The organism is Achromobacter sp. B7 (genome assembly GCF_003600685.1).
Taxonomy (GTDB): domain Bacteria; phylum Pseudomonadota; class Gammaproteobacteria; order Burkholderiales; family Burkholderiaceae_B; genus Achromobacter; species Achromobacter spanius_B.
The window spans coordinates 979927-994097 of the sequence record NZ_CP032084.1; the positions used below are offsets into that span (position 1 = coordinate 979927).

The following is a 14171-nucleotide window of genomic DNA, read 5'->3' on the forward strand; positions in this document are numbered from 1 at the left end:
ACGCGTGGCGGCGTGGCGCGGCGGCTTAGCCTTGCGCCCAGGAATCGCGCAGGGTCACGATGCGGTTGAGCACCGGCGCGTCAGGCGTGGATTCCTTCAGGTCGGCCGTGAAATACCCCAGGCGTTCGAACTGCCAGGTGGCGCCCGGCGTGGCGACGGTGCCGGGTTCCAGCCAGGCCGTGACGGTCTGTTTGGAGTTCGGGTTCAGGCAGGTCAGGAAGTCCTTGTCGCCACCGTCGGGACGCGCATCGGCGAACAGGCGGTCGTACAGGTGGATCTGGGCGGGCACCGCGTGGGCCGCGCTGACCCAGGTGATGTTGCCCTTGACCTTGACGCTGTCCGCGCCCGGCGTGCCGCTTTTGGTCTCGGGCAGGTATTCGGCCTGCACTTCGACGATTTCGCCGGCTTCGTTCTTGGTGAAGCCGGTGCAGCGCACGACGTAGCCGTACTTCAGGCGCACGGTGTTGCCCGGGAACAGGCGGAAGTACTTCTTGGGCGCTTCCTCGCGGAAGTCGTCGCGTTCGATCCACAGTTCGCGCGACAGCGGGAATTCGCGCACGCCGGCTTCCGGGTCGTGCGGGTTGCGCGGCGCGGTGCAGGGTTCGGACTGGCCTTCGGGGTAGTTCGTGATGACCAGCTTGATCGGGTCCAGCACGGCCACCGAGCGGGCCGCGATGGGGTCGAGGTCGTCGCGCACGGCTTGCTCAAGCAGGCTGTAGTCAATGCGCGAATCGGACTTGGACACGGCGGTGCGGTCGCAGAACAGGCGGATCGAGGCCGGCGTGTAGCCACGGCGGCGCAGGCCGAAGATGGTCGGCATGCGCGGGTCGTCCCAGCCGTCGACGTGGCCTTCGCGCACCAGTTGCAACAGCTTGCGCTTGCTGGTGACGACGTAGCTCAGGTTCAGGCGGGCGAATTCATATTGGTGCGGCAGCGGCTGGGCCAGCTTGCCCAGTTCGGCCAGGCGCGTCAGGATCCAGTCGTAGAACGGACGCTGGTCTTCGAATTCCAGCGTGCAGACGCTGTGCGTGATGCCTTCCAGCGCGTCCTCCACCGGATGTGCCCAGCTGTACATCGGGTAGATGCACCACTGGTTGCCCGTGCGGTGGTGGGTGGCGTGGCGCACGCGGTACATGACCGGATCGCGCAAATTGATGTTGGGCGAAGCCATGTTGATCTTGGCGCGCAGCACCAGGCTGCCGTCGGGATGCTTGCCGTCGCGCATCTCGCGCAGCAGGGCGATCGATTCAGCGGCGGGGCGGTTGCGCCACGGCGAATCGGTGCCCGGCTCGGTCAGCGTGCCACGGTTGGCGCGGATTTCCTCGGGGCTTTGCTCGTCGACATAGGCATGGCCGGCTTGGACCAGGGCTTCGGCGAATTCGTACATATAGCCGAAGTAGTCGCTGGCGAAGTACAGGTTTTCCTTGCCATCGGCGGCCTTCCAGTCAAAGCCCAGCCAGCGCACGGCTTCGATGATGGCGTCGACGTATTCCTGGTCTTCCTTTTCGGGGTTGGTGTCGTCAAAGCGCAGATGACAGACACCGCCGAAGTCGCGCGCCAGGCCGAAGTTCACGCAGATGCTCTTGGCGTGACCGATGTGCAGGTAGCCGTTGGGCTCCGGCGGAAAGCGCGTGCGGATGCGGGCCGGGTCCGGGTCGCCCTGTTCCTGCACGGCGGCCGGGCCAGGCTTGCCCGCCCAGCGTTTGCCCTGGAAGCGGTTGGCTTCGAGGTCGTCCTGGACGATGTTGAGCAGGAAATTGGATGCAGCAGGGGTCGGCGTCGTGGCGGAGGTCATTCTTGAAAGAATAGGAAAAAGCGGCGACAAAGCGTCAATTTTGCCACGTTCCGCAACAGGGGCCTTTTTGAACCCTCTGCAACCGGTTTCAAACTGTCCCCACAGCCTTGTAACTGGCTCTACACTACGGGCCATCATGGATATATCCACCCTTTCCCTGGCCCGTGCGCAGTTCGTGGCCAGCCTGAGCTTTCTGGCGCTTTTCCTGGCGGTTTCCCTGGCGCTTGCCTGGGTGCTTCTGTTTTTTAAAGTGCGCGCCCGCTGGTCCGGCCGCCCCGGCTGGACCGCCGCCTATCGGTTCTGGGTGCGCATTTTTGCGCTGGCCTTCGTCCTGACATTGGCGGCCAGCGTGCCCGTGCTGATCCAGATAGGCAGCCTGTGGGCGGGCCTGATGGACAAGATCGGCAACGTGGCCGGCCCGCTGCTGGGCTACGGCATCCTGTCGGTATTCATCCTGAAGTCCTGCTTTCTGGGCGTCATGCTGTTCGGGCAGCGCCGGGTGTCCGACGGCGCCCATACCCTGGCCGTGCTGATGGTGGCCGTGGGCCAGTTGGTGGCGGTGTTCTGGGTGCTGGCCTTGCAGTCATGGATGCAGACACCCGATGGCGCGATCCTGGTCGATGGCCGCTACCAGGTCTACGACTGGGTGGCCGTGGTGCTGAACCCGTCGTTGGGCTGGCGCATGGCCGTGGTGGCGGTGGGCGCGGCGCTGGCTGCCTCATTCCTGATGATGGGCGTGACGGCATTGCAGGCGCTGCGCCGTCCGCTGGGCGATGGCGAACGCAACGCCTTCAAGACCGCGCTGGTCATCGCTGTGCTGGCCGCGATCCTTCAAATTCCCGTGGCCACCGGCGCGGGCCAGATGGTGGCCAAGCTGCAACCGGCCAAGGCCGCCGCCGCCGCCGGCTTCTGGGAAAGCGGCGCCGAACCTCAGCTGGTGCTGTTTGGCTGGCCCGATGCGCGCGCCCACACCAACGTGTCCGACATCACCATTCACAATGCCGGTGGCCGCTGGCTGCATCGCAACGCCGACGGCACCTACCGGGGCCTGGACAAGTATTCCGGCATGTTGCCGCCGGTGGCCTTGACGTTCTGGTCGCTGCGGGTGGCGGTGGCGGCGGGGCTGTTGATGCTGGCCGTGGCGTGCGTGACGTTCCTGTGGACGTTCCGGCGCGGGCTGGACCCATCGACGCTGCCCGTGTGGTGGCAGCGCGTGCTGTGCGGCATGATGTTTTCGGGCGGAATCGCCGTGGTGGCCACTTGGTGGGTGTCAATCATCGGCCTGCAACCTTTCGTGGTGAACGGCACGATCACGCAATCCGAAGTGCTGGGGCAGATGCCGTCCAGCACGGTGCTCTACGGGCTGATGGGCTATGGCCTGCTGTATGCCCTGCTGCTGGCCGCGTTCACGGGCATGCTGTTTCACGCCGCCCGCTATGGGGTGGTGCCGGTACGTAAATTGGGCGGAGGCTCGCCATGATCGCCATGCTGGCCGCGTCGCAGGGGCTCAGCCCCGAAGACCCTTCTTTCTGGATGCCGTTGGCCTTCATGGGCCTGTTGTTCGTGGTGATTGCCGCCGGCATGGTCCTGGACGGCTTCGATCTGGGCGTGGGCATCCTGCTGCAACTGGCGCCCGAACACGAGCGCGGCCGCATGATGTCGCTGTTGAGCCCGTGGCGCGACGCCAACGAATTCTGGTTGCTGCTGGGCATGGGGCTGTTCGCCTCGGCATTCCCGTTTGCGTGGGGGGCGGTGCTGGGCAAGCTGTACGGGCCGTTGACGTTCATGGTGCTGGGCGTGGTGCTGCGCAGCGTGTCGTTTGAATTCCGCATCCGCGCGCGCAACGAAATGAAGCCGCGCTGGATCTTCGGCTTTTGGGCGGGCTCCCTCATCACGGCGTTCGGGCAGGGCATGCTGCTGGGGCGCATCGCCACGGGCTATCAGTCCGATGCGGGCTACGGCTGGTTCGCCATGTTCGTCGGCCTGTGCGCGGTAGCCGCCTATGTGCTGCTGGGTGCATCGTGGTTGGTCATGCGCGTGGACGGCGATTTGCAACGCCGCGCCGCCTATTGGGCGCGCCACGCCATCCGCTGGACGGCGGTGGGCATGGTGGCCATTGCCGTGACGCTGGGCCTGGCCAATGCCGGCATCTTCTACAAATGGAGCAACATCGCGCACCTGAGCCTGGCCGCCACGGTGTGGGTGCTGATGCTGGCAGGCTATGTCGCGGCCGAAATGCTGCTGACGCGCCTTCCCGGCCGCGCCGACCGCTTCAGCTGGTTGCCCTTCGTGCTGTGCGTGGCGCTGTTCCTGCTGATGTTGAGCGGCTTGGCCTACAGCCTGTTCCCGTACCTGATCCTGGACGACATGACGCTGTGGGATGGCGCGGGCGCGCTGGGGTCGATGCGCCTGGTCATGGCCGGCGCGGTCGTGGGCATTCCGGTGGTGTTGGTGTTCAACATCCTGGCGTACCGGTCGGTGTTCGGCAAGGAACGCCCGCCGGTGCCGCTGTTGCCGCCGCCGTCGTATTGAAGCTTGAGGCGTGGGGCGCGGGGCGGGGCGCCGGAAAAAGGAACGCTCCCCAGGGGCGGGCCCTTACAGCACCGGCTTGGCCACGCGTTGCAGGATTTCTTCGCCGTAGGCTTCCAGCTTGCGTGCGCCCACGCCGCTGATGTGGCTAAGGGCGTCCATGGACTCTGGCTGCGCCAGGGCAATTTCACGCAGCGTGGCGTCATGGAAAATGACATAGGCCGGCACGCCGTGGCTCTTGGCCACTTCGCCGCGCCAGGCGCGCAGGGCTTCGAACACGGGTTGCAGTTCGGCCGGCAGGTCGATGGCCGCTGCCTTGGGCCGCCCGCTGCTGGTCTTGCCCGACCGCGTCTTCTTTTCGGATTCGCGGCGCAGCATCAGCTGGCGTTCGCCCTTGAGCACCGCGCGGCTGCCTTCGGTCAGGGCCAGGGTGCCGAAGCCTTCGTTGTCCACCGTCAACAAGCCTTGCGCCAGCAGCTGGCGCAGCACGCCGCGCCACGCGGTATCGCTAAGGTCTTCGCCCACGCCGAACACGCTTAGCGTTTCATGGCCGTGCTGCTTGGTGCGGTCGGTGACCTTGCCACGCAGAATGTCGATGATGTGGCCCGCGCCATAGCGCTGGCCGCGTTCTTTCCACAAGCGGTAGACGGCGGACAGCACTTTCTGCGCGGCCACCGTGCCGTCCCAGGCTTGCGGCGGTTCCAGGCAGACGTCGCAGTTGCCGCAGGCGGTAATGTGCTGGCCAAAGTACGCCAGCAGCCGCACGCGCCGGCATTCCACCGTTTCGCACAGGCCCAGCATCGCGTCCAGCTGTTGACCCAGCCGACGGCGATAGGATTCGTCGCCGGGGGATTCATCGATCATGCGGCGCTGTTGCACCACGTCTTGCAGGCCGTAAGCCAGCCACGCCGTGGCGGGCAGCCCATCACGGCCGGCCCGGCCGGTTTCCTGGTAGTAGCCTTCAACCGACTTGGGCAGGTCGATGTGCGCCACGAAGCGCACGTCAGGCTTGTCGATGCCCATGCCGAAGGCAATGGTGGCCACCATGACCACGCCGTCTTCGCGCAGGAACCGGGATTGGTTGGCGGCGCGCACCTGCGGGCTGAGCCCCGCGTGATACGGCATGGCGTCAATGCCCTGGTTGCACAGGAATTCGGCGGTTTCCTCGACCCGCGCCCGCGACAGGCCGTACACCACGCCGGACTCGCCCTGGTGTTCCGTGCGGATCATTTCCAGCAGCTGTTTGCGCACTTCGTTCTTTTCAACGATGCGGTAGCGGATGTTGGGGCGGTCGAAGCTGGACACGAAGTGCCGGGCGTCGTCCAGCGACAGGCGTTGGGCGATCTCGGTCCGGGTCTCGGCCGTGGCCGTGGCCGTCAGCGCGATGCGCGGCACATCTGGCCAGCGCTCGTGCAGCATGGACAGGCCCAGGTATTCCGGCCGGAAATCATGGCCCCACTGCGACACGCAATGCGCTTCGTCGATAGCGAACAGGGCGATGCGGCCGCGTTCCAGCAGTTGCAGGCAGCGGTCGGTCAGCAGCCGTTCGGGGGCGACGTAAAGCAGATCCAGCTCGCCGACCAGAAACGCCTGTTCGACGTCGCGGGCCACGCGCCAGTCCTGCGTGGAGTTCAGGAACGCGGCGCGCACGCCCAATTCGGTCAGGGCGTCGACCTGGTCCTGCATCAGCGCAATCAGGGGCGACACGACAATGCCGGTGCCTTCGCGCACCAGCGACGGAATCTGGTAACAGAGCGATTTCCCTCCGCCCGTGGGCATCAGGACCAGCGCGTCGCCGCCGTCGATCACTTGTTCGACAATGGCTTGCTGGTCGCCGCGGAAGGATTCGTAACCGAAAACGCGCTGTAGTACGCCCAGGGCGCGCGCGTCAGACATGGGGGTAGGCCGGAAGCATCATGGCAGGGATTTTAAGCCGCAATTTCCGGGCGCCTGTTTCAGGGGGATATTTCCGTCCGGCTTGCGGCCTGCTACCAGCTCAGCCACGTGCCGCGCATGAAGGTGTCCACCGGCATGCTCAGGTTGGCCCGCCATTCATAGTTGCCCGACACGATGTCGCGGTCGGCGCCCACGGCCAGCTTGACCTTGGGCGCGACGAACATGCTGTGGGTCAGCCCCACGCGCTGCTCGGCAAGCACCGAGCCTTCGTGCAGGCCCGAATAGGTGCCGCTGAAGGTGCCCCAGCCCTGGATCGGCACACCGGCCGACAGCGTATTGCGCGATTGCGGGGCCGCGGCCACGCCGCCGGAGTAATTGGACAGGTCGCCGAACCCCGCACCGATCTGCTCGTTCGTGTAGCCCAGGTTGACGGCGTCCGCAACCTCGACGTTGTAGCCGAAGCGGTAGCGCCAGGCGTTGGACGCGTCGAACGAACTTTGCGTGGCGCCGGCCTGGAAGGTGCCGTATTCGCCAGCGGCATAGGTGGTGCCCATGCCGCGCGTGGTCAGCGACGGGGCGCTTTGCATCTGGCCTTCGACGGTCAGCGCGGGCGTCAGGCCGTAGCGCACGCTGCCCATGCCGACCGACGCGCCATAGTCCACCGCGCCTGAACTGGCGGCGGGGTCCATGCGGTTGAGCTTGCCCACCGACGACGAATAGCCAAAGCTGCCCTCCGGCACGGTGGCGGCCGACCCGGCCCAATTGGCGATCTGCAAGCCGCCTACCGGGGCGGTGCTGCCCCAGGCGGGGGCGTTGGCGTTGATGTTGCCCACCGTCAGCGACGGGCCGGCGGTGTTGCGGTAGACCCAATTGCGGTCGCCGCCGTAACGCAGGCCGTCCTGGCCGCTGACCGATGAAAACCACGGGCGAGTCGGGCGCGACACGCCCGAAATCACCACGACGGGGATGCGGGGTATGTCACTTTCTTCCAGCGCGAAGGAATAGTCCGGCACGCTGCTGTCCGACGTGCCGCTGTCGTCCGGCGCCTTGCCGTCGGCCGCGCCCGCAACCTGATCGTCGCAAGCCAGCGCGCCCCCCTCCATGCCTTGCGACAAGCCGGTATTCAAACCGGGAATTGCTTCGTCGCCGCTGTCCTCGGTGCCTTGCACGCTGGTGTCCAAGGCCGGCTCGGCGGCCCGCAAGCCGCAGGGCGGCGGGCCCAGGGGCACGGCACGCGATTCGATCGACGGCGCCGGGCGCACGGGGATCGGCTGTACCGGGGACAGTACGCCGATGCCGCGTGCCACCAGCACCGGCGCGCCCTGGGCGGGCATCGAATTAGGAAGGGGGGACGCAGCCAGCGTGTCGGCAAGCGCGGTAGCCAGCGGGCAGCACATTCCCGCCGTCAGCGCCGCATGCAACAGCCGTCTGCGCCAGTTTGCAGGGGCGACCATAAAAACAGTGTAGAAAGGGGACGCCGCGGTAGCTGTAAACGATTTTTAGTAAACCGGACCAGCGGCAAGGCAAGCGGTATTTTACGGCTAGTCGGCCGGTGCGGAAAAGGGTCCGGAACAGGTTTTGCAGATGGCCAAGCACCTGCAAACCCGCCGCCGATCACGCGCCCACCGCCCGTGGTAGCTGCTGCCGGAGCGTTTCCAGACGCCCGCCGTACATCATGCAACAGGTGTATTTCAGTTGATTTCCTGCCCCTTGCGGCTTGGCGCGCCGCGCCGCACTATGGCATCCATGGACAATCCTCATACCAAGCTGCTGGTCGTGGACGACGACCCGGCCCTAAGACAACTGCTGGCCGACTACCTGAATCGGCACGGCTACGACACCTTGCTGGCGCCGGACGCCACCGATCTGTCGTCGCGCATTACCCGCTACGCGCCCGACTTGCTCGTGCTTGACCGCATGCTGCCCGGCGGCGATGGCGCCGACGCCTGCCGCCGCCTGCGCGAGCAAGGCGAAGACATCCCCGTCATTTTGCTGACCGCGCGCGACGAGGCGGTGGACCGCATCATCGGCCTGGAAGCCGGCGCCGACGATTATGTCGGCAAGCCCTTCGACCCGCGCGAACTGCTGGCCCGCATTGAAGCCGTGCTGCGTCGCAAGCGCGGCCCGTCCGCGCTGACCAAAGACGCGCCGGTCACGTTCGGCCCGTTCCTGTTCGACCCGTCCACCCGCCAGTTGTCCCGTGACGGCACCGTCGTCAAGCTGACCGGCGGCGAAATCAACCTGCTGGAAGCGCTGGTGCGCAACGCGGGCAAGCCGTTGTCGCGCGAACGCCTGCTGGCGCTGGCGCGCGACGATGACGCGGGCGAACGCAACGACCGCGCCATCGACATCGCCATCCTGCGCCTGCGCCGCGTCATTGAAGACGACCCCAAGCAACCGCGCTGGATCCAGACCGTCTGGGGCATCGGCTACCGGTTTTCCCCCTGATGCGTTTTCCCGCCCGCTTCCTGGTGCCGCGCTCGTTGCGGGCGCGCCTGATCCTGCTGATCCTGGGCGCCGTGCTGTTGACGCAAGCGGCCACGCTGGTGACGGTGTCTTACTTCCGGCACAAGTTCATGGAAGACGTGGCCATCGGCTATATCGTCACCACGATCCGCACGCTGCGCGCGGCGCTGTCCGAGGTGCCCGCCGAGGACCGCGCCGATTTCGTGCGCACCGCGTCGCAGAACCAGTGGCGCCTGTGGTCGCGCGTGTTGCCGGCCGAAGCCAAGCTTCAGCGTTTCAACGGCCGCCGTCCGCCGCCGCCGCCACGTGCCGCGCCACGTCCGCCACCGCCGCCGCCTTCCGACACCCGGCCCGACACCCGTTCCGACACCCGGCCCGATTCGCGACCCGACTCCCGGCCCGGCGAATCGCCGCCTCCGCCGCCGTCTGACGGGCGCGGCGTCGACCCCGGCGACTCGCGCAGCGCCCAGCAGCGCGAGGCCGACCACGCCGCCCATGAAGAGCGCATGAAGCGCTACCAGCCCGAACCCGACGACATCCGTCGCGACCTGCGCGTGCTGGTGCAGTTGCTGAACGAACGGCTCAATGACGGCACGCGCGTGGCGCTGTCGCGCGGCCCCACGCCCGAGATCTTCATTTCGCTGGCGCCCAATTCCGCCAGCGAAGACGTACCGCGCCTGCGCGAATGGCTGGTCATTCCCCTGGAACGGCTGGACCCGCCCGTTGCCACGCCGTTCATCGCGGCCTGGCTGGGCGGATTGGGCCTGTTGCTGCTGTTGGCCGTGGGCTTTTCGTGGCACATCACGCGCCCCATCACGCGCTTGGCCGATGCGGCCGACCAGCTTGCCGCCGGGCAGCCGCAGCGCGTGGAACCATCCGGCCCGCACGAGACCCGCGCGCTGGGCGAACGCTTCAACGCCATGCTGGACGCCCTGGCCGAGTCCGACTCCGTGCGCCGCACGCTGCTGTCCGGCCTGCCGCATGACCTGAAGGGGCCGTTGTCGCGCATGTGGCTGCGCATTGAAATGGCCGACGATTCCAAGCTGAAGGAAGGCTTGCGCACCGACCTGCAAGACATGCAGCACATGGTCGACCAGTTCATCGGTTTTGTGCGCGGCACGGACCCGGCCGCCTACCGCTATGCCCCCATCGTGCTGTCCGACTGGCTGGTCGAACGCGTGGGCGCGTGGCAGGGGGCGGGCACCGATATCCATCTGGCGTCCGTGGACGACGATGCGCCGCTGGTGGTGCAGGCCGACGCGGTGGCGCTGGGCCGCCTGTTGGATAACCTGATCGGCAATGCGCTTAATCATGGCGCGCCGCCGGTCAATGTCAGCCTGCGCCGCGAAGACCGCGAGGCCGTGCTGGACGTGTCGGACCATGGCCCCGGCATCGTGCCGGAACGCCGCCAGGAGGCGCTGCGCCCCTTCAGCCGCCTGGACGACGCGCGTACCCGCACGGGCAGCGTGGGCTTGGGGCTGGCGCTGGCCGAGGCGATTGCGCGCGCGCACGGCGGGTCCCTGGAACTGCGCCAGGCGGAATCCGGCGGGCTGTGCGTGCGGGTGAAGCTGCCGTTGTCGGAAAACGGCTGACGCGGGTGGGGGCCAGCTAGTGGCCCCCACCGCCGCCCGCACCCGCCGACTCGCCATACGGTACGATGCATCCTGCTTCGTCCCTTGTCGTTTTTCGCACCATGGCCATTCAGTCCGATTCCCTTTCCTCTCGTCCCGACGCCCCTCGTATCGTGGCGCCGCAGCCGGTGTCGCCCAACGAGGAATCGATCGAGCGCGCCTTGCGGCCCAAGGCCCTTCAGGAATACGTCGGCCAGCAGCGCGCCCGCGAACAGCTTGAAATCTTCATCGCGGCCGCGCGCAAGCGCGGCGAGGCGCTGGACCACGTGCTGCTGTTCGGCCCCCCGGGCCTGGGCAAGACCACGCTGGCCCACATCATTGCGCATGAAATGGGCGTGCAGTTGCGCCAGACGTCCGGCCCCGTGCTGGAACGCCCCGGCGACCTGGCGGCATTGCTGACCAACCTGGAAAAGAACGATGTGCTGTTCATCGACGAGATCCACCGCCTGTCGCCCGTGGTCGAGGAAATCCTCTACCCGGCGCTGGAAGACTTCCAGATCGACATCCTGATCGGTGAAGGCCCGGCCGCGCGCAGCGTCAAGCTGGACCTGCAACCGTTCACGCTGGTGGGCGCCACCACGCGAGCCGGCATGTTGACCAACCCGCTGCGTGATCGTTTTGGCATCGTGTCGCGGCTTGAGTTCTACAACGCCACGGACCTGGGCCACATCGTCACCCGCAGCGCGGGTTTGCTGAACGCCGTCATCACGCCGGACGGCGCGGCGGAAGTGGCACGCCGTGCGCGCGGCACGCCCCGCATCGCCAACCGCCTGCTGCGCCGCGTGCGCGACTACGCCGAGGTCAAGGCCAGCGGCACCATCGACGCCGACGTCGCGGGCCGCGCGCTGGCCATGCTGGAAGTGGACCCCCAAGGCCTGGACCTGATGGACCGCAAGCTGCTTGAAGCCATCATCCACAAGTTCGATGGCGGCCCGGTCGGCGTGGACAGCCTGGCCGCCGCGATCGGCGAAGAACGCGACACCATCGAAGACGTGATCGAGCCTTATCTGATCCAGCACGGCTACCTGCAACGCACGCCGCGAGGGCGCACCGCCACGCTGTCCACCTGGCGCCATTTGGGCCTGGCGCCACCGGCGGGCGCGGCCACCGGCAGCGGCGACCTGTTCAACAAATAGGCTAGTCGCCTCGGCGGGCGGCGCAATCGGCGTGACGGGTTTATGATCCTGGGGTTTTTCGACATTCCCGCGATCAAAGGACCAGATTTCCATGCTGCCCGAACTGCCTACCTATGATGACGTCGTACGCGCCAGCGAGCGCCTGGCCGGCAACGCCCACCGCACGCCCGTCCTGACCTCGGCCACGGCCGACGCGATCAGCGGCGCGTCGATCTTCTTCAAGTGCGAGAATTTCCAGCGCATGGGCGCGTTCAAGTTTCGCGGCGGCTTCAACGCCATCGCGCGCCTGACGCCGGAGCAGCGCGCGGCGGGCGTGGTCACGTTTTCGTCGGGCAATCACGCGCAGGCCATCGCGCTGGCTTCCAAGCTGCAAGGCGTGTCGGCCACGATCATCATGCCGCTGGACGCCCCCGCGGCCAAGCGCGCCGCCACGGAAGGCTACGGCGGCAAGATCGTCACCTACGATCGCTACACCGAAGACCGCGAGCAGATCGCGCTGCGCATCCAGGCCGAAACCGGGGCCACGCTGATCCCGCCTTACGACCACGAAGACGTGATCACGGGGCAGGGCACGGCGGCCAAGGAGTTGTTCGAGGAAGTGGGCGAACTGGACTATCTGTTCGTCTGCCTGGGCGGCGGCGGCTTGTTGTCGGGATCGGCCCTGTCGGCGTTTGCGCTAAGCCCGCGTTGCCTGGTGTATGGCGTTGAGCCGGAAGCGGGCAATGACGGCCAGCAGTCGCTGCGCAAGGGTGAAATCGTCCGGATTCCCGCGCCCAAGACGCTGGCTGACGGCGCCGCCACCACGCACCTTGGCAATCTGACGTTCCCGCTGATCCAGAAGTATGTGCGCGATATCGTCACCGTCACGGACGCGCAGTTGGTCACCACCATGAAGTTCTTTGCCGAACGCATGAAGATGGTGGTGGAACCCACGGGCTGCCTGGCTGCCGCGGCGGTCATGCAAAACGTGGTGCCGGTAAGCGGCGCGCGGGTCGGTGTCATCATCAGCGGTGGCAATGTCGACCTTCCGGTCTACTCCCGGCTGCTGGCTTCCTGACGCGGAAATGGCGGCCCGTCCCCGGGCCGTCGATGCGTGCTTGCGGTTGTTGCCCGTGCAGGGCAGAATCGGGTCTCGATCCTGACTCGAACAGGGGCTGCGGCATGCGTATCCTTGTCATCGGCGGCACCGGTTTCATCGGCCGTCACCTGATTGCCCGACTTTCCGCCGACCTGCACCAGATCATCGTGCCCACCCGCCTGTTGGCGCGCGGCAGCGAACTGCAAGTCCTTCCGACCACCACGCTGATCCAGACTGACATCCATGACGATGCCGTGCTGGACCGCCTGGTGCGGGGCTGCGACGCGGTGGTCAATCTTGTCGGCATCTTGCACGGCAACGTCGGCCGGCCTTATGGTTCGGCGTTCGCGCGGGCGCACGTGCATCTGCCGCAACGCATTGCGCGGACGTGCCAACGTCACGGGGTTCGGCGCCTGCTGCACATGAGCGCGCTGGGGGCGGATTCCCAGGGCGACAGCATGTACCAGCGTTCCAAGGGCGACGGCGAGGCCGCTGTCAAAAGCGAATTCCCATCCGCCAACGATACGGGATGGACGATCTTCCGGCCCTCGGTCATCTTCGGCCCGGACGACAACTTCACGAATATGTTTGCGTCGCTGGCGCGCTGGCTGCCGGTCTTGCCGCTGGCGGGCGCCAACGCGCGCATGCAGCCGGTGTATGTGGGCGACGTGGTAGTGGCCATGGCCAACGCGCTGGGCGATTCCCAGACCTGTGGCAAAACCTATGAACTGGGCGGCCCGCAGGTTTACACGCTGGGTGAAATTGCGCGGCTGTGCGCCGCCTGGAGCGGCCATCCGCGCCCGGTGGTACCGGTGCCGATGGGCGTGGGGCGCATCCAGGCGCGCCTGTTCGAGTGCATGCCCGGCGAACCCTTGATGTCGCGCGACAATCTGGATTCCCTGCGCCGCGATAACGTCTGCGTGGGTCCGATGGCGCCTGAATTGCGCGTGGTGCCGACCGGCCTGGAAGCCGTGGCGCCACGCTATCTACAGCGTGCGCCTTAGCGCGCCAACGCCTTCAATGCCTGCTTGATGCCGTCGGACACGCCCACGCCTTCGGGCAGGGTCTTGAGCGCCGACAGCGACTCCTTCTCTGAATAACCCAGCGCCAGCAGGGCGTTCAAAATGTCCGACTGGTTATCCGGCGTGGCGTGCGACGACGCCCCGATATCCGCCCCCAGCTTGCCGCGCATTTCCAACAACAGGCGTTCCGCCGTTTTCTTGCCGATGCCGGGCACGCGCGTCAGGCGGCCCGATTCCTGCAAGGTAATGGCCTGCGCCAGGTCGGCCACCGACATCCCGGACAACACCGACAGCGCCGTGCGCGCGCCAATGCCGCTGACCTTGATCAGCTGGCGAAACGCGCTGCGTTCGCCGGCGGTGCCGAAGCCATACAGGATGTGCGCGTCTTCACGCACGGTCAGGTGTGTATAAAGCGTGACGCGCGCGCCGGTCTCCGGCAGCGAATACAGCGTGCTCATGGACACGTCGATGTCATACCCCACGCCGCCCACGTCCACACAGATGGTGGGAGGCAGCTTTTCAATCAGGGTTCCGGTAATGCGTCCGATCATGGTGATGATGGCCTGGTAGCAATGGCGCGCGCGGAATGCGCGGCGAATGCGGGCATTCTATACGCCC

At 66.7% G+C, this 14171-nt stretch carries 11 protein-coding genes; 7 read left to right on the forward strand and 4 right to left on the reverse strand.

What is annotated here, in order from left to right; genetic code table 11:
- Nucleotides 1-25: 25 nt before the first annotated feature.
- A complete protein-coding gene (locus tag DVB37_RS04375) occupies nucleotides 26-1795 on the reverse strand; it encodes a glutamine--tRNA ligase/YqeY domain fusion protein (protein WP_120153999.1) in 1770 nt (589 codons plus the stop codon).
- A gap of 136 nt (nucleotides 1796-1931) precedes the next feature.
- On the opposite strand from DVB37_RS04375, the gene DVB37_RS04380 reads away from it, so the two are divergent.
- Nucleotides 1932-3275, forward strand: coding sequence for a cytochrome ubiquinol oxidase subunit I (locus DVB37_RS04380; protein ID WP_046803496.1), 1344 nt, complete (start codon nucleotides 1932-1934; stop codon nucleotides 3273-3275).
- Nucleotides 3272-4327, forward strand: coding sequence for a cytochrome d ubiquinol oxidase subunit II (locus DVB37_RS04385; RefSeq protein WP_046803495.1), 1056 nt, complete (start codon nucleotides 3272-3274; stop codon nucleotides 4325-4327). Before DVB37_RS04380 ends, DVB37_RS04385 begins: the two co-directional genes overlap by 4 nt.
- Before the next feature lie 63 nt (nucleotides 4328-4390).
- Here DVB37_RS04385 and recQ read toward each other — a convergent pair whose 3' ends face one another.
- Entirely contained in the window at nucleotides 4391-6220 is a 1830-nt protein-coding gene (gene recQ, locus DVB37_RS04390) for a DNA helicase RecQ (RefSeq protein ID WP_120154001.1), read from the reverse strand.
- Between the two features lie 92 nt (nucleotides 6221-6312).
- The gene (locus tag DVB37_RS04395; RefSeq protein WP_240434037.1) at nucleotides 6313-7674 is read right to left on the reverse strand and encodes a fimbrial protein; all 1362 of its coding nucleotides are present in this window, start codon (nucleotides 7672-7674) and stop codon (nucleotides 6313-6315) included.
- A 292-nt stretch (nucleotides 7675-7966) separates the two neighbouring features.
- Between DVB37_RS04395 and DVB37_RS04400 the strand changes: the two genes are divergently transcribed.
- The 5 genes from DVB37_RS04400 (at nucleotide 7967) to DVB37_RS04420 (ending at nucleotide 13535) form a co-directional block, all read left to right on the forward strand.
- Nucleotides 7967-8668, forward strand: coding sequence for a response regulator (locus tag DVB37_RS04400; protein WP_039882801.1), 702 nt, complete (start codon nucleotides 7967-7969; stop codon nucleotides 8666-8668).
- Nucleotides 8668-10278, forward strand: a complete 1611-nt coding sequence (locus tag DVB37_RS04405; RefSeq protein ID WP_120154005.1) for an ATP-binding protein — start codon at nucleotides 8668-8670, stop codon at nucleotides 10276-10278. Before DVB37_RS04400 ends, DVB37_RS04405 begins: the two co-directional genes overlap by 1 nt.
- Before the next feature lie 101 nt (nucleotides 10279-10379).
- Nucleotides 10380-11453, forward strand: a complete 1074-nt coding sequence (gene ruvB / locus DVB37_RS04410; protein ID WP_046803491.1) for a Holliday junction branch migration DNA helicase RuvB — start codon at nucleotides 10380-10382, stop codon at nucleotides 11451-11453.
- Nucleotides 11454-11544: 91 nt separating this feature from the next.
- Nucleotides 11545-12510, forward strand: a complete 966-nt coding sequence (locus DVB37_RS04415; protein ID WP_120154007.1) for a threo-3-hydroxy-L-aspartate ammonia-lyase — start codon at nucleotides 11545-11547, stop codon at nucleotides 12508-12510.
- A gap of 104 nt (nucleotides 12511-12614) precedes the next feature.
- Nucleotides 12615-13535, forward strand: a complete 921-nt coding sequence (locus DVB37_RS04420) for a complex I NDUFA9 subunit family protein (RefSeq protein ID WP_120154009.1) — start codon at nucleotides 12615-12617, stop codon at nucleotides 13533-13535.
- On the opposite strand, the gene ruvA is transcribed toward DVB37_RS04420, so the two are convergent.
- A complete protein-coding gene (gene ruvA / locus DVB37_RS04425; protein WP_046803488.1) occupies nucleotides 13532-14104 on the reverse strand; it encodes a Holliday junction branch migration protein RuvA in 573 nt (190 codons plus the stop codon). The two genes, DVB37_RS04420 and ruvA, sit on opposite strands and share 4 nt — an antisense overlap.
- Nucleotides 14105-14171 lie beyond the last annotated feature (67 nt).

Bases quoted from the DNA above. Each gene is read 5' to 3' on its own strand.
- ruvA (WP_046803488.1), bottom strand. From the start codon at position 14,104: ATGATCGGACGCATTACCGGAACCCTGATTGAAAAGCTGCCTCCCACC.
- ruvB (WP_046803491.1), top strand. From the start codon at position 10,380: ATGGCCATTCAGTCCGATTCCCTTTCCTCTCGTCCCGACGCCCCTCGT.
- DVB37_RS04400 (WP_039882801.1), top strand. From the start codon at position 7,967: ATGGACAATCCTCATACCAAGCTGCTGGTCGTGGACGACGACCCGGCC.
- DVB37_RS04380 (WP_046803496.1), top strand. From the start codon at position 1,932: ATGGATATATCCACCCTTTCCCTGGCCCGTGCGCAGTTCGTGGCCAGC.
- recQ (WP_120154001.1), bottom strand. From the start codon at position 6,220: ATGTCTGACGCGCGCGCCCTGGGCGTACTACAGCGCGTTTTCGGTTAC.
- DVB37_RS04395 (WP_240434037.1), bottom strand. From the start codon at position 7,674: ATGGTCGCCCCTGCAAACTGGCGCAGACGGCTGTTGCATGCGGCGCTG.
- DVB37_RS04415 (WP_120154007.1), top strand. From the start codon at position 11,545: ATGCTGCCCGAACTGCCTACCTATGATGACGTCGTACGCGCCAGCGAG.
- DVB37_RS04385 (WP_046803495.1), top strand. From the start codon at position 3,272: ATGATCGCCATGCTGGCCGCGTCGCAGGGGCTCAGCCCCGAAGACCCT.
- DVB37_RS04405 (WP_120154005.1), top strand. From the start codon at position 8,668: ATGCGTTTTCCCGCCCGCTTCCTGGTGCCGCGCTCGTTGCGGGCGCGC.
- DVB37_RS04375 (WP_120153999.1), bottom strand. From the start codon at position 1,795: ATGACCTCCGCCACGACGCCGACCCCTGCTGCATCCAATTTCCTGCTC.
- DVB37_RS04420 (WP_120154009.1), top strand. From the start codon at position 12,615: ATGCGTATCCTTGTCATCGGCGGCACCGGTTTCATCGGCCGTCACCTG.